17 protein-coding genes are annotated in these 17733 nt (G+C 60.9%); 5 read left to right on the top strand and 12 right to left on the bottom strand.

The window, feature by feature from the left end; genetic code table 11:
* Positions 1-9 precede the first annotated feature (9 nt).
* Together AC5E6W_RS01145 and AC5E6W_RS01140 are read right to left on the bottom strand one after the other, a co-directional pair.
* Entirely contained in the window at positions 10-822 is an 813-nt protein-coding gene (locus AC5E6W_RS01145) for an ABC transporter substrate-binding protein (RefSeq protein ID WP_491750418.1), read from the bottom strand.
* A 27-nt stretch (positions 823-849) separates the two neighbouring features.
* Entirely contained in the window at positions 850-1131 is a 282-nt protein-coding gene (locus tag AC5E6W_RS01140) for a DUF167 domain-containing protein (RefSeq protein ID WP_491750417.1), read from the bottom strand.
* A gap of 550 nt (positions 1132-1681) precedes the next feature.
* Here AC5E6W_RS01140 and AC5E6W_RS01135 point away from each other — a divergent pair.
* From AC5E6W_RS01135 to AC5E6W_RS01125, 3 genes are all read left to right on the top strand, one after another.
* A complete protein-coding gene (locus tag AC5E6W_RS01135) occupies positions 1682-2419 on the top strand; it encodes a TIGR03435 family protein (protein WP_491750416.1) in 738 nt (245 codons plus the stop codon).
* A 386-nt stretch (positions 2420-2805) separates the two neighbouring features.
* Positions 2806-3999 carry a DUF433 domain-containing protein gene (locus AC5E6W_RS01130; RefSeq protein WP_491750415.1) on the top strand — a complete coding sequence of 398 codons (1194 nt, stop codon included), beginning with the start codon at positions 2806-2808 and terminating at the stop codon, positions 3997-3999.
* On the top strand, positions 3996-4331 hold the full coding sequence (locus tag AC5E6W_RS01125; protein ID WP_491750414.1) for a DUF5615 family PIN-like protein: 336 nt from the start codon (positions 3996-3998) through the stop codon (positions 4329-4331). The genes AC5E6W_RS01130 and AC5E6W_RS01125 overlap by 4 nt, the downstream gene beginning before the upstream one ends.
* 17 nt (positions 4332-4348) lie before the next feature.
* Here the strand turns inward: AC5E6W_RS01125 and AC5E6W_RS01120 are convergent, their stop codons facing one another.
* From AC5E6W_RS01120 to AC5E6W_RS01090, 7 genes are all read right to left on the bottom strand, one after another.
* On the bottom strand, positions 4349-4693 hold the full coding sequence (locus AC5E6W_RS01120) for a DUF488 domain-containing protein (protein ID WP_491750413.1): 345 nt from the start codon (positions 4691-4693) through the stop codon (positions 4349-4351).
* A 248-nt stretch (positions 4694-4941) separates the two neighbouring features.
* The gene (locus AC5E6W_RS01115; protein ID WP_491750412.1) at positions 4942-5391 is read right to left on the bottom strand and encodes a hypothetical protein; all 450 of its coding nucleotides are present in this window, start codon (positions 5389-5391) and stop codon (positions 4942-4944) included.
* A 632-nt stretch (positions 5392-6023) separates the two neighbouring features.
* Complete coding sequence (locus tag AC5E6W_RS01110) at positions 6024-6350, bottom strand: GIY-YIG nuclease family protein (protein ID WP_491750411.1); 327 nt, start codon at positions 6348-6350, stop codon at positions 6024-6026.
* Between the two features lie 169 nt (positions 6351-6519).
* Positions 6520-8514: an excinuclease ABC subunit UvrB gene (gene uvrB, locus AC5E6W_RS01105; protein WP_491750410.1), complete on the bottom strand. Its 1995-nt coding sequence runs from the start codon at positions 8512-8514 to the stop codon at positions 6520-6522.
* A gap of 298 nt (positions 8515-8812) precedes the next feature.
* Positions 8813-10057: a PAS domain-containing sensor histidine kinase gene (locus AC5E6W_RS01100; protein WP_491750409.1), complete on the bottom strand. Its 1245-nt coding sequence runs from the start codon at positions 10055-10057 to the stop codon at positions 8813-8815.
* 12 nt (positions 10058-10069) lie between these two features.
* Positions 10070-11575, bottom strand: a complete 1506-nt coding sequence (locus AC5E6W_RS01095) for a DUF7125 family protein (RefSeq protein ID WP_491750408.1) — start codon at positions 11573-11575, stop codon at positions 10070-10072.
* A complete protein-coding gene (locus AC5E6W_RS01090) occupies positions 11572-11991 on the bottom strand; it encodes a hypothetical protein (RefSeq protein ID WP_491750407.1) in 420 nt (139 codons plus the stop codon). Before AC5E6W_RS01090 ends, AC5E6W_RS01095 begins: the two co-directional genes overlap by 4 nt.
* Positions 11992-12367: 376 nt before the next feature.
* Between AC5E6W_RS01090 and AC5E6W_RS01085 the strand changes: the two genes are divergently transcribed.
* On the top strand, positions 12368-13027 hold the full coding sequence (locus AC5E6W_RS01085) for a hypothetical protein (protein ID WP_491750406.1): 660 nt from the start codon (positions 12368-12370) through the stop codon (positions 13025-13027).
* 453 nt (positions 13028-13480) lie between these two features.
* Here AC5E6W_RS01085 and AC5E6W_RS01080 read toward each other — a convergent pair whose 3' ends face one another.
* Together AC5E6W_RS01080 and AC5E6W_RS01075 are read right to left on the bottom strand one after the other, a co-directional pair.
* Positions 13481-15079 carry a TIGR03435 family protein gene (locus AC5E6W_RS01080; protein WP_491750405.1) on the bottom strand — a complete coding sequence of 533 codons (1599 nt, stop codon included), beginning with the start codon at positions 15077-15079 and terminating at the stop codon, positions 13481-13483.
* Entirely contained in the window at positions 15076-15426 is a 351-nt protein-coding gene (locus tag AC5E6W_RS01075) for a PadR family transcriptional regulator (protein ID WP_491750404.1), read from the bottom strand. The genes AC5E6W_RS01080 and AC5E6W_RS01075 overlap by 4 nt, the downstream gene beginning before the upstream one ends.
* A 224-nt stretch (positions 15427-15650) precedes the next feature.
* Here AC5E6W_RS01075 and AC5E6W_RS01070 point away from each other — a divergent pair, with 224 nt between their 5' ends.
* Positions 15651-16649 carry a methyl-accepting chemotaxis protein gene (locus tag AC5E6W_RS01070; protein ID WP_491750403.1) on the top strand — a complete coding sequence of 333 codons (999 nt, stop codon included), beginning with the start codon at positions 15651-15653 and terminating at the stop codon, positions 16647-16649.
* A 97-nt stretch (positions 16650-16746) separates the two neighbouring features.
* Here AC5E6W_RS01070 and bioB read toward each other — a convergent pair whose 3' ends face one another.
* Entirely contained in the window at positions 16747-17673 is a 927-nt protein-coding gene (gene bioB / locus AC5E6W_RS01065; protein WP_491750402.1) for a biotin synthase BioB, read from the bottom strand.
* Positions 17674-17733: the final 60 nt, after the last annotated feature.

Genomic DNA, 17733 nt, shown 5'->3' with positions numbered 1-17733 from the left:
CCGCCGTTTCTAGCCCGCCGGCACGGCTAGCCGCTGCATTCGATCCCTCGCTGGATTCGCGGGCAGATCTACTTCCGGATGCAGTGCCGCGTTGATACAGAGGAGTCCCTTCATCAGCGAGGGAAGGGCCGGGGTGTTCAGGTACTCATCCGGGATGCAGTAAACGCGGCGCTCGCGGACGGCTCTCATGCGCTGCCAACCACGCTGCTCGACCACGCGCTCCAGCGGGACGCGGTCGCCTGCGCCGCACCAGGCGAAGAGGAGGACATCGGGCTCGGACTCGGCCACGACATCGGGTGTGGTCCGTGCCCCAGGTTGCCCAACGAAGTCGCCGCCTGAGGCCTCGATGAGCTCCGCGACCCAGCCCTGCGAGTGGATGAGCGGCTTGCCCCACTCCTCGCAGTAGACGCGCTGCCGGGGCAGTGGCTTTGTGTTCTCCCGCACGGTCTGCAGCAGCACGTTGAAGTCTGCGATGAGCTGCTTCGCCTGCTTGTTGCGGTCGACCTGGGTTGCAATCAGCTTCGTGTCGGCGAGCACGTCCGCGAGCGTCTTCGGGGCCAGCGCGAGGACCGGGAAGCCGGCCTTGAGGATGGCGGCGAGGGATTCCATCCGATAGGGGACGGAGGCGATGACGAGGTCGGGCTTGAGGGACGTCAGCTCGTCGGTGGTGGTGGTCCACGAATCGTGCAGCAGAGGTAGCCCGCGTTGGGCTAGCTCCGGCAATGCTTTAACGCAGTACTTGGTGTGCGCGCATAGCGAGTCGAGCGACTCCAGTGCGGCGAGAGTGAGGGTGATGGAGGGCTGGAGGCTGGCGATGCGCATCAGCTTCCGTTGTACCTGAAGCCAGACTTAGAGGCGAAAGAGGGCGGTGCGCAATTGTTCCGCGGTAAAGCCCAGGACCCGGACAACCTTGGAGCGGGAGGTGTGGCCGGAGACGATCTCGATGCTTGCACGCGGGATGTGGAGCAGCGACGCGAGCAGGCGGAGAAGCGCGTCGTTGGCCTTGCCGTCGACGGCGGGAGCAGCGATGGCGATCTTGACCGCGTCGCCATACATGCCGACGACTCCCTCACGCTTCGCTCCGGGCTGGATGCGGAGAGAAAGGGTTGCGGAGGTGGCGGCTGTCTTCATCGGGGTGGATGTAGTGTACGAACGATTTGGGGGTTTGGCGGCACGGGAGGGCAAAGGGAGGTATTCTGGAGATTGCCCGTCCGTCGTTCTCCTCTGTGATTTGTGCGTTGCGATATCCGATTGCTTCGCGATTCAGACCATGAGCTCTGTTGTGCACGCACGATTCACCTGCTTGACTGGAGTTTCCCCTGCGCTCTGACGATATTTACACCGCGATTGCGAATGGCTACACCCGTTACGAGATCTGCCACCTGATTGCGAAGGGGATGCGCAAGATGCATCGGAGCGGAACGCGCACGGAGGACTCGATCAACGAGGTCCTGGCGCTGATCGGGCCCAAGCCTGGTCTGATTGTGGCTACGGTTCCCAAGTAAGCAGTTGGCTGGCCTGTCGGGCTGGCTGTTGGCGTGACGTTTCTGTAGTGGCTTTTGATGTCTTGAAGCGCCCGCGTCCCTTTGGGAGGCGGGCGCTTCTGCGTTGGAGGAACAGATGGGGGGAGTTGCGCGTATGAGGGAGGAGACGAACCCCAGGTCGATTGCGGAGAGTGGCTATGAAGGCTTTGCTGGTGATGGCGGTGATGTGGAACGCGGGCATGGCGCAGGCGCAGGCTTCGTTTGCGGTGGCCTCGATCCGGCCGAGTGCGGCGGAGGTGAAGTTTGAGAGCGATGGAGAGACCAAGCTGCTGCCGGGCTCAGTGAAGATGCGGGATGTGACGATCCAGACGTGCATCAAGTGGGCGTATGGCGTGCAGCGGGCGCAGGTGCTGGGACCGGGGTTGCTGACGCAAGACAAGTACGACCTTGAGGCCAAAGCCGAAGGGCCGGCGACCGAAGACGAGATGAAGGCGATGATGCGGACGCTGCTGACGGAGCGGTTCGGGCTGGCGTTTCATCGGGAGAAGAAGGAGCTGCGAAGCTTCGCCCTGGAGGTCGCGAAGGGCGGACCGAAGCTGGGGGAGAAGTTCAAGCAGGCGGCGAGCGATGAGACACCGTGGCGGGCGAACTCGGCGATGGGGACGACGGCGCGGGCGCTGACGATGCAGGAGTTCGCGGACTTTCTCTCCGGGCCGACGGAGAAGCCGGTGGTGGATAAAACGGGGCTGACGGGGCGGTGGGACTTTTCGTTCGACTTCTCGAAGTACATGCTCGACCCGCCCAAGGGGCTGGACGATTTTCTGCTGGTGCTGAACTCGACGCTGCAAGGCGAGATGGGGCTGAAGCTGGAGTCGGAGAAGGATGTGGTGGACGTGATGGTGGTGGATACGGTGCACAAGGCGAGTGCGAACTAGATCTGTCGGCGCCTGTCCCGATCCCCGAACAACCCGGGCGCCCCACCTCTCGCTTCTGAGAGGTAGGTTCGCACAGTTGCCCTGTCAACCCCTCGATCCCTTCCCTCACCCGCAACGTCAACAATCCACGCGAGAATCAACCCCGCCCTGCATGGCAGAGTTCCCCCACACAACTCCGTAAACTAAGAGGTGGGATCACAACAGGCTGTCCGGACGCATCCAGCGTCCGGACAGCCTGTTTCTTTTCCCCTAAATTTCAGACGGAGATACGTTCTTCACGACTCACTGCTCACTGTCCTCTACTCACTCCTCCGGACGAAGTCCGGAGCTAAAGTCTCCAAATCGAATACTTTGCACAACAGGGGGGGAGGGGGGTCCCCCACATCATGTCCACCGAAACCACCACCGAAACCCAGCGCTTCCTCTGCCGCCACGTCTTCACCGACGGCCACCGCTGCGGCTCGCCCGCACTCCGCGCCCAGCCCTTCTGCTATTACCACCACACCGCCCGCCGCCCCGTCCCGCTCCCCGAGGTCAACCGCCGCCGCCAGTTCGCCGACGTTGCTGACGGCGAACTCCCCTCGCGCGAGGTCCCCGGCTTTACCCTCCCACCCGCTGCCGATCTCACCGAGCGCTCCGGAGTCCAGCACACTCTCCGCCTCATCCTCGCCCGCATCGCTTCCAACGACATCGATCCCCGCCGCGCCAGCCTGCTCCTCTACGGTCTCCAGATAGCCACCATGAATCTCGGCAAGCGCGACCCCAACGCCGACGCTCCGGAAACCGTCGACGAGATCATCGAAGACCCCATCCACGGCCCCATCGCCCCTGCAGCCGAGTTCATCCCCAAACCCACCTTCTCCCTCCCCGACTTCGCCGCTCTTCTCGACCCCGAACCCTACGACGAGGATGGAGAGGATGGAGAGGATGGAGAGGACGACGAGGACGAGGAGGAAGAAGACCAGGAAGAAGACGAAGACGACAATCCCGACAGCCACCGATACGACTCAGCCAGCCGGGTGGTCCGAAAAGCCGACGCCCATCCCACGAACCCCTACCCGGACGCCGGACAGGAAACTCCCGCGGAGCAGGAAGCCCTCGCGGAGCAGGAAGCCCCCGCCGAGCAGAAAGCCCTCGAAGACGACCCCACCCTCCGCTACCTCGCCTCACTCCATGCCGAGTCCTCCCCGTCGGACCTCTTCTCCTTCGATCCTGGGACTTCGGCTAGGCGCCCTGCAACCCACCTCTCGAGAAAAGAGCGAGAGGTGGGACACCCGGTTTCGGGTGGGTCCGGTGTGGACCGCCTGGCGCAGGAAGCCCTTTACAGTGTTCCCGGTTTGGCTTACTTTGCGGGTATGGATTACTCGCAGATCATCACGATGGAGCCAGGAACGCGGAGCGGGAAGCCCTGCATCCGTGGGACGAGAATCACCGTGGTGGATGTGCTGGAGTACCTTGCTTCCGGCATGACGTATGCGGAGGTGCTGGCCGATTTTCCGCAGCTGAGCGAGAGCGACATCCTCGCCTGCCTGGCGTTCGCGGCGGACCGCGAGCGCAAAGTTGAGACGGTACTTGCGTGAAGCTGCTGCTGGACGAGAACCTTTCGTTAAGGCTGGCTGAAAGACTGTCGGACGTTTATCCGGGATCAGAACATGTGATGACTGTGGGCCTCGGTGGGGCCGGAGATGCCGTCGTGTGGGAGTTTGCTAGGCTGCATGGCTTCACGATTGTCTCGAAGGACTCGGATTTCTTTGATCGTAGCGTGATGGCGGGTGCTCCGCCGAAGGTGATCTGGATACGCTTGGGAAACTGCTCAACGCAGTCGATTGAGTTTCTGCTGCGGAACAGTGCGGATGCCGTGACGCGGTTTCTGGATGGCGCGGAGACGTGCCTGGTGCTCGGACGGCGGTAGGCTGGGCCACGCGCCGTTCACTTCGATTGCAGGAGCTTCTGCAGGACGACGGCTTCGTTGTGCTCTTCGTCTCGGGCCCCGTAGACGAGGGTGACGGGGCCGTGGGCTGCCTGTTGCCGGAGGGTGTGGAGCAGGTCGTTGTGGAGCTTCAGCTCGTCGAGATAGCGGGACTGGAACTGCGACCACCGGGCGGGATCGTGGGCGAACCATTTGCGGAGCTCGGTGCTGGGAGCGATCTCCTTCATCCAGAGATCGAGTTTGGCTTTTTCCTTGGTGAGGCCGCGGGGCCAGAGGCGGTCGACGAGGATGCGGGTTCCGTCGGTGGGCTCGGGTTCTAGATAGACACGTTTGATTTTGAGCATGGGGATTTGCCCTCGTTGGTTGGATGGAGGGGGATGGGTTTGGTTTGGGGTTTTGTAGTGAGTATGGGTGGGCGTGGGAGGGTGGTCGTTTGCTTGGGGGACACCCCTACTCAACCATTCACGATAGGGCTCTGAAGGCATGGGCCACCCGGTTGGCACTTCTGGGGCATCCTGCGAACCAACGCCTCACACGCGAGATGTGGAGCATCCGATTCTTAGCCGAGCAGATGGCGGCTACGGCCAGCTGCCTAGTGGGAGATCTTGTTTGCCACTACGCTGGCGATGATTCCCATGATTAGCGCAAGGATCAGTGCAGGCCCTAATTGCTTTCGTGCTGACACTGATCTTTGAAATCGTTCCTCTCCATCCCCGATACGGAATGAGCCAACCGGGAAGATGTTGCGCCGGATCGTTCCATAGATGGCACTTAGTGTCACAAGGCCAATTGACGTCGCGAGCATGACGTTTGATGCGACGGTCGGCCCCTTTGCGAAAATTCGTCCGAGGGCCACTCCCAACAGGAGTGATCCGCACAATAGGGCTGTCATCACCAGGTAAAGGTTCGATGGGAAGACGCACATCAGGGAATATCTTTGAATCATGGGTTCGAGGTGGTCGTCAAGTGTTTGTGAGACTTGTAGTACCTCTAGGTCCTGCCCGGAAACCGCATAGGAGATAGGGGTCATATGGTCGTTCATGAAGTCTATTTCAATGTTTAAGGTCATCCCGCGGTTAACCCTTAGCGACATGCGTTCTATCGCTCGAGACGAAGGGTTTGGAAGTCTTAGGATCTCTTCCAATGATTCGGGTCTCAATTCCGACCCGTCTCTACATTTGACCAAGATGGAAACGTCATCGTCTGCGGTTACTACCGCATCGAGCATTGCTCGCAATGCGGTGGGCGTCACCGCGAATGCCTTCGTAATTTCCTTCTGTTTCCGGTTTAGCATAAATTTCCGCAGTGTTGGACTTAGTAGAATCTACAACTTCTTGCCCTGAGAACAGAAACTATTTTCCCCGAAGTCCTTTGATGACATCAGTGAGCTTGAGGGGGGCGGCTTTTGGCTCACTCAGGGGTTGGCACTTATGGTGACGGGCGTGTCGTGTTGGGAGGATTGGGCATTAGGGTAGGAAAGGTCCGAGTCGTTTGGATGGGATGGAGAGCGTCGGGGTTCTTCGGCTGCGCTGCTCGCGCTTTGCGCGAGCAGCTTCGCTCAGAATGACGGCTATATTTTCAACGAGGCTTCCCTCTGGACGGCAGATCTGTCGCCGCCGCGTTCGCTCGGAATGACGGGCATTGGGGCGCGCGCGTTCCAGTGGGCGGCTGGACTTAGTCCTGGTCGCTGATTTTTTCGCGTGGGGTGATGAACTTCCAGCCCCATTGCTCGGCGAGGTCTTTGAATTTGGGGTTCTGGGTGCGGATTAGGGCTAACTTCTTTTCTCTGCGCCAGCCCTTGAGTTGGGTTTCTCGGGCGATGGATTGATTGATGCTTTCGTGGGTTTCGACGTAGAGCAGCCGGGTGCAGCCGTAGCGTTTGGCGAAGCCTTCGTAGGTGCCGGTCTTATGTTGATGGACTCGGTGGAAGAGGTCGCTGGTGACGCCGATGTAGAGCGTGCCGGAGGCGCTGCCCATGATGTAGGTGTAGCCGGGTTTCATGCTTTCCCCTTGGTGCTCTGGGTGGGGTTTGTGGTTGAAAAGGGCTTGGGCGGTTGGGGTGGGCTGAGAGTGTCGGGGTTCTTCGACTTCGCCGGTAGCGCGTTGCGCTACCGGCTTCGCTCAGAATGACGCTGTATTGGCGAGTGTAAGAAAAAGTGATGCGAAGATGTTAGCTAAAGAGAAACTCTTTTTCGCGGAGCTCTTTGATTGCGTCTCGGAGTTTGGCGGCTTTTTCGAATTCGAACTTTTTGGCGGACTCTCGCATTTCGGTTTCCAGTTTCATGATGTGGTTGTCGACGGCGCCCTGATCCTGGAAGTTGAGGGATTCGGTGTCGGTGACTTCTTCGGTTAGGTCCTGGTAGTCGGCTTTGAGGATGGTGGCGAGGGAGTCGTCGATGGAGCGGATTACGGTGCGGGGCGTGATGTTGTGTTCGAGGTTGTAGGCTTCCTGCTTGGTGCGGCGTCTATCGGTTTCGTCGATGGCGCGGCGCATGGAGTCGGTCATCTTGTCGGCGTAGAGGATGGCGCGGCCTTCCAGGTGGCGTGCGGCGCGGCCGATGGTTTGGATCAGCGAGCCCTGGGAGCGGAGGAAGCCTTCTTTGTCGGCGTCCAAGATCGCAACGAGGCTAACTTCGGGTAAGTCGAGGCCTTCGCGGAGTAAGTTGATGCCGATGAGGACGTCGTACTCGCCTTTGCGGAGGGCGCGGAGGAGGCGGATGCGTTCGAGGGTTTCGATCTCGGAGTGCATGTAGCGGCAGCGGACGCCGACCTCGGTGTAGTAGTTGGCGAGGTCCTCGGACATGCGTTTGGTGAGGGTGGTGACGAGGACGCGCTGATTCTTCTCGGCGCGGTCGCGGATCTCGGCGAGCAGGTCGTCGATCTGGCCTTTGACCGGGCGGATTTCTATCTGGGGGTCGACGAGGCCGGTGGGGCGGATGATCTGTTCGACGACGACGCCGGCGGCTTTTGTAAGTTCATAGGGGCCAGGTGTGGCGGAGACGTAGATGGTCTGGCCGACGCGGCCTTCCCACTCCTCGAAACGGAGCGGGCGATTGTCCATGGCGGAGGGCAGGCGGAAGCCATAGTCGACGAGGTTGGACTTGCGCGAGCGGTCGCCGTGCCACATGCCGTGGATCTGCGGGACGGTGACGTGGGACTCGTCGAGGAAGGTCATGAAGTCGCGGGGGAAGTAGTCGAGGAGGGTGGGTGGGGGCTCGCCGGGGAGGCGGCCGGAGAAGTGGCGCGAGTAGTTCTCGATGCCGTGGCAGTAGCCGACGGACTTGATCATCTCGAGGTCGTAGCGGGTGCGCTGGTGGATGCGCTGGGACTCGACGAGGCGGCCTTCTTTTTCGAGGTAGGCTTCCCACTCGGTGAGCTCGGCGAGGATGGAGTCGACGGCGGAGGCCTTGCGCTCGGGCTGAACGACGTAGTGGGATTTCGGGTAGATGGGCAGGCGGGAGTACTTCTGGCGGACGGTGCCGAAGAGGGGATCGATCTGCGAGAGGGACTCGATCTCGTCGCCGAAGAGCTCGATGCGGAAGGCGTTTTCGTCGTAGGTGGGGAAGACCTCGATGATGTCGCCGCGGACGCGGAAGGTTCCGCGGCGGAAGTCGATGTCGTTGCGCTCGTAGAGGATTTCGACGAGGCGCTTGGTGATGTCTTCGCGGCGGATCTTCTGGCCTTTTTCGAGCAGGAGGAGCATGCCGTAGTAGGCTTCCGGCGAGCCGAGGCCGTAGATGCAGGAGACGGAGGAGACGATGATGACGTCGCGGCGCTCGAAGAGGGAGCGGGTGGCGGAGAGGCGGAGCTTGTCGAGCTCGTCGTTGATGGTGGCTTCCTTCTCGATGTACAGGTCGCCGGAGGGGATGTAGGCCTCGGGCTGGTAGTAGTCGTAGTAGGAGACGAAGTACTCGACGGCGTTGTTGGGGAAGAACTGTTTGAACTCGTGATAGAGCTGGGCGGCGAGGGTTTTATTGTGCGCGAGGATGAGCGCGGGGCGGTTGACCTCGGCGATGACCTTGGCCATGGTGAAGGTCTTGCCGGAGCCTGTGACGCCGAGGAGAACCTGGTCCTTCTCGCCGGCGTCGAGTCCGGAGACGAGCTGGGAGATGGCGGTGGGCTGGTCGCCCTGCGGGGTGTATTCGGTGACGAGTTGGAAATCCATCACCTTTAAGTGTAGATGGAGGGTCCTGACAGGAGGTGTCAGGAGGGTGGGCGGGCGCCGGTTTCCCCTGAACCGCCTCGATGCGGGGCGGATGAGGGTTGTTTCTCAGGCAGAGGGCCGCGTGCGGGGGCAGATGGGTTGTGGACTTCACCCAGGGGGGCTGCTGTGAAACTCCTCTTTCGTCAAACTGCCGGACGGTCTTCGTGACGAGAAAGCGACTTGCCGGTACGAATTCGAACCTCGATGAGCGCGTTGGCGATTCTGCACCCGTTGAGGCTGAAGAGCGATCTTTTTGCGTTCAGGTGGGTTGTGGCAATCCGATGGGCCCACGGGCAGGGCCGGGCAGAATAATGGAAAACGTTGTTCCGTGGGGCTCGATTGCGCGCGAACGAACCCTGATGGAACCGCCGTGCTTTTCGATGATCTGCCTGCAGACCCATAGTCCTAAGCCGTTACCCGTGGAGCCTTTGGTCGTAAAAAAGGGTTCAAATATCCTCGGTAACGTTGCTGCGCTAATACCGTGGCCATTGTCGGCGATTGTTATTCGTACGCGCGCGCTGCCATCCAGGGGATTTTGCGATGTAGAAGCCCGTAGAGTGACCCTGCCGCCTTCGCCGAGTGCGTCCAGGCTGTTCAGCATCAGATTCGATATCACTTGCCGGAGTTCGCCGAAGGTCGCGGTGATCCGCAGCAGATCGTCACACTGCCTTTCCAGGATGACCTGCGTAGATACCATCTTCGCTTGCAGCAGGTCGATGACAGAATTCAACAAAGTGACAACCGCAAACGTAGTAGGAACAGACGACTCCCGATAGAAGCCTAGCGTCTGTCGGGTGATGTGGGCGATACGCTTCAGCTCATCGTCCGCCATCTTCAGGTACTGGAGGACCGGTGCTGGGGTGCCAGCGATGGTTTCCGCCAGGAACAAGAGGTTCATTACAGCTGCGAGAGGGTTGTTGATCTCATGCGCTAGCACCGCAGCCATGCGTCCGGCATAGGCCAGCTTCTCGCTGCCGATCAGCGCCTCTTCCGCTTTCTTTCCCAGGAGGATCGCTGCCTGCAATTGCATGTTCAGCAGATTCGCCGCTTCCGTCAGCTCATGTTGGCGAACTGAGCCCAGAAGCAACGCTTGATTCATCGCGACCGCGTCGTCATGGAACTTGGTGGCTTCAGTCACCTGGATCATAATGCCGAGATGGCTCTGGTCCGCCCCCAGCAAAGGCCACATTGCATACGACCAGTAGAGAGGATGGGTACTCGTCGTCTCATGCCCTGTGTAGCTATCCGCCAGTCCTGTTTTGGCGACCCGATCAAGCAATAACAGGCATCCGTTCGTGCCGGGAGAAATGCCGCAGAACGTCGTCCCGATCAATTCATCCTTCGACTTGCCGGTGAGCAGGCAAAAGGCCAGGTTGACGTAGCGGATGGTATGCGAGGTCCCGTCCAATCCTGCCATGGCCATCGGAGAACCGTCAGCAACAGTACGACAGAGCATCGGCAGATCCATCTCGTGCTCGGCGTTGTCGCTCTGCTCGGTTTCCATATCGCCTCTGCGCTACGGCTTTCGGTTGCGTGACAACTCTCCGGCTCGCAACACGGAAAGCGGTTTTGGAATCCCGCTGATAAGGTCCACGTAGTTCCTGAAGCGCTCCCCGATGACAATTCCGGCTGGAGTGATTTCATATTTCCGGATGTCCCGGCTGTGCACCCCCCGGCGCATTTTCACTACCATCATGATCTGTTGCAGTTGACCGTCGATCTCGACATAGCGCATCCGGATGATGTCGTCCGTGAGGAACGAGATGGAATAGCTGCTGAAGAGCAGCTCGGTGAACGTCTCCGGCATCTCCAGTGTGCTCAGGATCGTGATGCCGATCGCGGTCAGGGCGAAGATCATGCGATAGAGCGATTCACGAAAATCGGCGCGGAAGGCGGGTGCCAACGCCATCTCGAATCCAGCCAGCGAGTCGATCACCAACCGCTTAGCTCCCGTCCTTTTCACGGCGTCGAGAATCTCCTGCATCATCTCGTCCACGGACAAATCCAGCGGCCGCAGGTAGATCACTTCCAGGCTTCCATCGGCGAGCGGCGTCTGAAGATCGAGCCCGAACTCAGAGGCACGCGCGGTGTATTCATTGGGCCGCTCTTCGAAGACCGCCGCGATGCCCGGCTCACCCGTCCGTATGCCGGCAGCAAGGAATTGCGTCGCCATGAGCGATTTGCCAGTTCCCGAGGAACCGGCAATCAGCAGGCTGTCACCTTCCGGCACGCCTCCACCCATCATCTCGTCCAACGCTGGGATGCCCATGGACAGGCGCTTGACACTGGTAAAGGTCTTCCTCTGTCCCAGCAGGCCAAGGGTTCGCGAGAAGGCCTGCAGACCCGCCTCTGTGATGCGGAAGGTGTGCAACCCCGGCACGGAAGCCTGTCCGCGCAGCTTCATGATCTGCATTTTGCGCACAACGGAGTTCCGATCCACTTGCTGGAACAGCCAGAAGAGGCCGTCGGCGACGGTGAAGACGGGATTGTCGCGCAACTCCAGCTCGGAATACTCGCCAATCAGGAATGTGGTTGCCTCCCAACTGGTGAGTAGCAGCGCCAGCTGCTGCACAAACGTCTGTACGGCCATCTCCCTGCCTTCGTGCATCTCGCTACGCAGCACGGTGCGGAAGGAGTCGACCACCACAATGCTAGGGTTGGCGGCTTCCACCTGTTTGGAGATTTCTTCCAGGACTCCCTCCAGCCCGCGCTCGATGAGGTCCTGGCTCAGGTTGACGAAGCGCACAGCGTTGTTCAGCTTCGCCGCGTCGAAGAAGGTGAATTGCTGCTGGTAGCGCAGCATCTTCAGGGCTGGCTCGCCCATCACGGTGAAGTAAAGCGCGGGCCGCTCTACCGTAGCGTTGGCGAAGATGAACTGATGCGCCAGGGTGGTCTTGCCGCATCCAGGCGCTCCTGCGATGATGTTGAACGAAAACTCGGGCAAACCGCCGCCAAGTATCTCATCGAGCCCAGGTACTCCGGTCGGCAGCTGGTTGATCTTGACCTTGTTTTGTTCATTCATTTGGATTCATCCTCTTCCAACTTCACTTCAGATCCGGGCAGGTCCGGCCACACATCATGCAGGAGCCGGAGGGTGAGAGACTCGCCAATAAAGGTGATCATCAGCCCGATCAAATGTGCAATGAGCACGGCGCCTGATTGCACCGTTTCGCCGTTCAGTCCCTGTAGCGAACCGTCCGGCTTCACTTCCCAGGCATCAAGGAGCGGGGACTCTTTCTTTGCCAGGGTCAACGCACGCGCCAGCAGAGAACGAAAGCCCGCTGCTCCAGCCAGAGTGGTGAGCGGACGGCGAAGCTTCTCGCACACGCGATACACCGCTTGCGTATCCTGATGCTCTGTCCCTGCCTCAGCTGCTTCGTAAGCCAGAAGGCGTTGAGCGAGTTCGCGTGTTGTGGGACTGTCTGCGCTGCGCGTCATCTGTTCGTGTACGTTCGTACCGCCATCCCGCTACACGAGTTTACGCTGTTGCCGAGGCACTGATGGGCCTAGGGAGAACGTCTCTCTCCCTCAAAGCTTCCAATTCGCTTATCGAAGACCATGTTGGCTGCTTTCGGTTACGGCCTTTGCGTTCTGACCTTGAATGTGACCGTTGAAGTAGACAACATTGACGGCGAACTCCTGCTGGTCAATAGTGCTCGCCCTTCCGAAAACACTTCACGTAGCATGTCTGATGGAAGACATAATGGGTTCGTACGAAGAGTGCCGTGCAGTTCATTGCAAAGGCGACCAGCGGAACGTAGCGTAGGCGTACCATTCCTCATCCAAACCAAGGCGTAGCTCGTCGGGAGAACCGATGCTTCCAACACCAATGATTAACGAGTGGGCCCGTAAGCTCATTGCTTCCGAGACTGACGCTGACTCCGCTACCGCACAGACCGGACTCGCAACACTTCGGGTCTATGAAAGGCTGCGCCTGCAGTTCCGCGCCCCCGTAGGAGTTGACGCATTTCAGGCTCTCGCTACTCGTGCCTTGTCTGTGGCGAAGTCGCGGTTTCCAGGCCTGTGTGCCGTGAGTGTCGCCGCGAATGGTGGTTTGCTTGGTCTCGGCGAGGTGGAAGCCCCACTGGATCTGGGTGAGAACAGTGAGGTCGGAATCATTCTGATCGCACAGGTGCTCAGACTGTTCCTTACTCTTCTTGGAGAGGCGGCAACGGTCCGTTTGATAGAGGATGCGCCCCCTGGGATCGAAGCCAGGGCGGAGCTGGGAACGACAGGTCCGAGCTACTTAGGACCCTTCAAAGATATTTCTTTGGAAGCTGACCAGCTAAGGCAGGTGAGCGAACGTCTTGAGACACTCACAAACACACACGTTGGTGTCGACGAGCTGATGAGCGTCGCGGGAAACATCCGCAAAATCGCTGCCGTTCTGGACATCTTCACCGTCATCCGAGGCAAGGGGGGCAGCTCGTCGGATAGCGTACTTGTCTCACCAACGAATGGCTATCTGAATTGAGTTTTACCATCGCGACAAAAGGGGCATGAGGCAAAACCAAGGCGTTTCCATAGAACGCGGGAGCGCCGCTCTCCTCATCAACCCACATGGCAGTGCCTTTTGCCACAACCTTGCGCAGGTCTGGAACTGGCCGGACGGATGTTCATTGGCGAGAACAGGCCAATGTACTCAATGAGCCTGGATTAGTCCTCATAAACGCTGTTATCGTCATCGACACAGTAGTGGAAAGTTTCGACTTCATCGGTCGCGCGAGCTAACAACCAGTGGTGAGGGATGCCCTCGCAGAGCGAGGACCTGGTCGAGTGTTGGGGACGGACGAGGGCAGTGGAGAAACCTGCCTGCTTGCCGACGTACGCAAGCAGCAGGTCCCTCGACTTCGCTACGCTTCGCTCGGGATGACACATCTTTCTGGGAATTTGCGAGGACAGGGCTCGTCGAATCTGTCGATACCGCCTAGTTCGGGGAGGGGCGGTCGATGTGGTCGATGACGATCCTCTTGACGGGGCCTTTGGTGGGTGTGAGGCGGAGGCCGAGCTGCTCTTCGATGGCCTGGAGCAGGGGTGGATGGACCGGTGTTTCGTCCCCTAGGTCCGAGCCGTTGAGCTGCGTGGGACGCCAGGTGAGTTGGAAGTCGTAGGTTCCGGTGAGGCCGGTCTGGTCCGTGATGGGGCGGCCGCCGAGGAACGGTGAGTGCAGCCAGACATCGAGCGGGATGGCGGTTGCGGTCATGCGCAGGCCTCCGGCGACGTCGATGACGGAGAGCTGGGGAGTTTCGCCTTCTTTCGAGCGCGTGAGTTTGGGGCCGCCTTTGACGGCGGTGAGAGCGAAGACGGCGCCCTCCCTCATTTCGGTGTGCGCCTGGAGGTGGAAGCGGTCGGCTAGCAGGGAGCGCTCCATGAGGGCTACGCGTTCGCGCTGCACTGCGGTGGGCTGGGACTTGAGGGTGGCGAAGAGGGAGTCTTCGATCTTGGCGTGGAGTTCGTACTGCTCGGAGTCGAGCCAGTCGGGGCCGCCGAGGACGTGGTTTTCGGAGCCGAGGGGGAGCTGGTACGCGAAGGCGATGAGCATGCGGGTGGGCAGGATCATGCGCAGGCTGTCCGACGTGAGCGGGCCGGGGATGGGCACGACTCTCTCGCGAGGGGTCGGGGCAGACCTTGGGCCGTCGGGCGGAGGCGGTGGCGGCGAAAGCACGGGCGTTACCGAGGGCTTCCAGGGGCGGATGGAGATGACCTCAAACGCAGGCATTGGCGCCGTTGTGCGGATCGCCTCCTGCGGCGGGTCTCTGAGGAGGAACTCGGATGCTGCAGGCGCGACGATGGCGAGGGCGCCAAGGAAGGTGATCACGATCCTCCGGGCGATTGAGGGCTTCCGCAGCCATAGGCGCGAGAGCAGCCAGAAGATGGCGGCGAGGCAGAGGGAGGGCCATAACTGGAAGGCGAAGGAGGGGCCGATGGGCACAGCCCGTTTGCCGGCTGCTCCACGATGGCGGTGGTTGCCGAGAAATCCTGAGTTCCTTGGCGGGATGTAGCCTGGCACGCTGGCTGCATCGTCGTCGTCGGGGGTGCTTGTTGATGGAGAGGCCGCGGCGGGGAGATTGGAGCCCGCTTGTTCCTGGAAGAACGAGTGAGCGGACGGCCCGATGTGCCCGGGCGAGTTTGCGAGGCCGGCTGGAGGGGCGGACAGGATGGGATGCGGTTGGGCGCTGAGCGTCATCCCGAGGGCGATATAGAACGCGGCGGAGAGAAGCGTCGATAAGGCCAGTTGGATTGGGGTCGGAGCACCGAGGGAGATGCTGAGGTAGTTGCCGGAGAGGAGGGATGGCTTTGGCAGAGGTTGCGGCTCGGGGGTGAGGGCGAAGACGGTCTTCGTCCACTGACGGCCGAGGGACTGCAGACCATCGAGGTAGAGGAATCCGGAGCCTGAGTTTCTGGAGCCTGAATCGCTGAGGGCTTCTTCGAAGTCGAGCTGCATCTCGCGGCCGAATTCGCGGCGAAAGGCAGGTGGATGCAGGCGAACGATCGTTGCATAGAGGCGGTGCTGGAGGTCGATCATGACCTTCCCTCCTCGCGAAGACGCAGGCTGCGACGGGTTTCGCTGAGGACCCCAGCGAGGCGATCGGCCTCGGCGCGGAGGACGGAACTGCCCAGGTCGGTGAGGTGATACTCGCGGCGGGTTTCACTCTCGGGATTGGCGGCCTGGGACTCTTCGATGAGGTCGAGCTTGAGCAGCTTCCTGATGTTGTCGTAGAGCGTGCCGGGGCCCATCTTGTACTGGCCCTGGGATTGGCGAGCTACCTCGAGCAGGATGCCGTAGCCGTGGAGATCCCCGCCTGCCAGCGCGAGCAGGACGTGGAGGGTTGCGGGGGAGAGCGGCAGGAACTGGTCGGGTGCTTGCTTCATATTCGGAAGACAATATATCGGTTTCCGAATAGGTGTCAAGCGCTTTGGCGGGGCTGCGTCCCCGGCCGGGGATGTTGCATTTCGGGGCGGTCACTGACCTGTGTGAGCGGGGTCACGCTCCGGGTGTGTCGTTGCACGCGGTAATGGCCGATATTGTGCTGAAGTTTTCGTTGCAACCGAAATGTGGAGGGGTACCGGTGGGGAGTTGGACGCTACGAGCGAAGATGTTGTCGCTGATTTTTCTGGTGGCCGCGGTTGGGACCGCGCTTGGGGTGGTGGCATTTGCGCTGGCGATGGACCTGCAGTCGGTAGGGCAGGCTGCCGCCGCGGAACGTGCTGGTTATGCCAAGATCCTGGTGGGCGTTTTGATGCTTTGTGGCGGCGTGGCGGGGCCGCTTTCGCTGTGGTTTGTGGGGCAGACGGAGAACCGGCTGCAAGCGGTGGTGGACGAGCTGAGCCAGGGCGCGGAGTATGTGTCGGAGGCAGCGGCGCAGGTTTCGACGTCGAGCCAGCGGGTGGCGGCGGCGTGCAGCGAGTCTTCCGCATCGATTGAAGAGACTACGGCGACGACCGATGAAATTACATCGCTGACGGCGAAGAATGCGGAGAGCGCGGCCTCGGCGATGGAGGTGGTGACGCAGGCGCTGGAGCGTGTGGGCGAGAGCGACAAGGCGATCGCGGACTGCGTTCAGGCGATGGACTCGATTCGCGACTCCGCGGCGGAGATTCAGCGGATCATCGAGGTGATCGACAAGATTGCGTTCCAGACAAACATCCTGGCGTTGAACGCGGCGGTGGAAGCGGCGCGAGCGGGGGAGCAGGGGCTGGGGTTCGCGGTGGTGGCCGATGAGGTTCGGACGCTGGCGCAGCGGTCGGCGCAGGCGGCCACGGAGACGGCGGCACTGATCGAGAAGTCCATGGGGCTGGCGATGACAGGGCATGCGCGCACCGAAGCCCTGATGGAGGCTGGAAAGCGCTGTAATGAATCCTTCCAAGCGGTAAGCGGATTTGTGCGGCAGATTGTGGCGGCGAGCGGCGAGCAGCGACAGGGCATGACCGGTATTGACCAAACGATGGTCCAGCTGAGCAAGGCGACGCAGGATGGAGCGGCACATGCGGAGGAGACTGCGGCTGCAGCCGAGGAGCTGCAAGGGCAATCGCAGACGCTGCAGGGCGTGGCGCGAGAGCTGGACGTGCTGGTGCATGGAGGGGGTAAGAGCTAAGTGCGCGCTTTGGATATTGGATATTCGGATAACAGTCCCCAGTCGCCAGCATGCAGATTTATCCCGCTGCCGCTGGGCTGGTCTTGCGGGAGTTTCTTCAGGCGGAGATCTCGGCGAGGAGAGTTTCGTCCTCATCCTGGGCGACGTTCGCGGTGGTGAGCAGCTTGTCGCCGATGAAGATGGAGTTAGCTCCGGCAAAGAAGGCGAGTAACTGCGCTTCTTCGGTGAGCGAGCGACGGCCGGCGGAGAGACGTACGCGCGACTGCGGCATGAGGATACGGGCGACGGCGATGACGCGGATGAGCTCGGTGCTCTTGACGGGGGGCGCGGCGGCGAGCGGGGTTCCGGCGATAGGGACGAGCAGGTTGATGGGGACGGATTCCGGCTGAGGTTGCATTGCGGCTAATGTGGCGAGGAGTTGACAACGGTCGAGATCGCTTTCGCCGAGGCCAAGGATCGCGCCGCAACAGACGGTGATGCCTGCGTCGCGCACGGTGGTGAGGGTGCGCAGGCGATCATCGTAAGTGCGGGTGGTGATCACCTCACCGTAGAATTCGCGACTGGTGTCGAGGTTGTGGTTGTAGGCGTCGAGGCCGGCGGCCTTCAGTTGTGCTGCCTGCTCAGGCTGAAGCATGCCCAGCGTGACGCAGGCTTCGAGGCCGCAGGCTTTGACCTCGCGCACCATGTCGAGGACGCGATCGAATTGTTCTCCAGTGGGAGGCGTGCGCCAGGCTGCTCCCATGCAGAAACGGGTTGCGCCGCGCTGCTTTGCTAGCTGCGCGGCGTGGCGGACGGCCTCTACGGTGAGCAGCGATTGCCGCGGGACGCCGGTGTCGTGGTGCGCGGATTGGGAGCAGTAGCCGCAGTCTTCGGGGCAACCGCCGGTCTTGATGGAGAGCAGAGCACAGCGTTGGATGTCGGCGGGATCGTGCCATTGGCGATGGACCTGATGCGCCTGCGCGATGAGGTCGAAGAATGGCAGGCGGTAAAGGGAAAGAGCTTGCTGGAGCAGGGAGTCTGCCATGATCTGCGTTCCTCGAGTGCTGTCAGCATGACGCAGAGGGGGCGTTCGCTCAAGCGTAGT

The organism is Bryocella sp., assembly GCF_058498515.1.
Note: the sequence above shows the minus strand (reverse complement) of the source record. Positions and strands in the feature narration are given on the sequence as shown.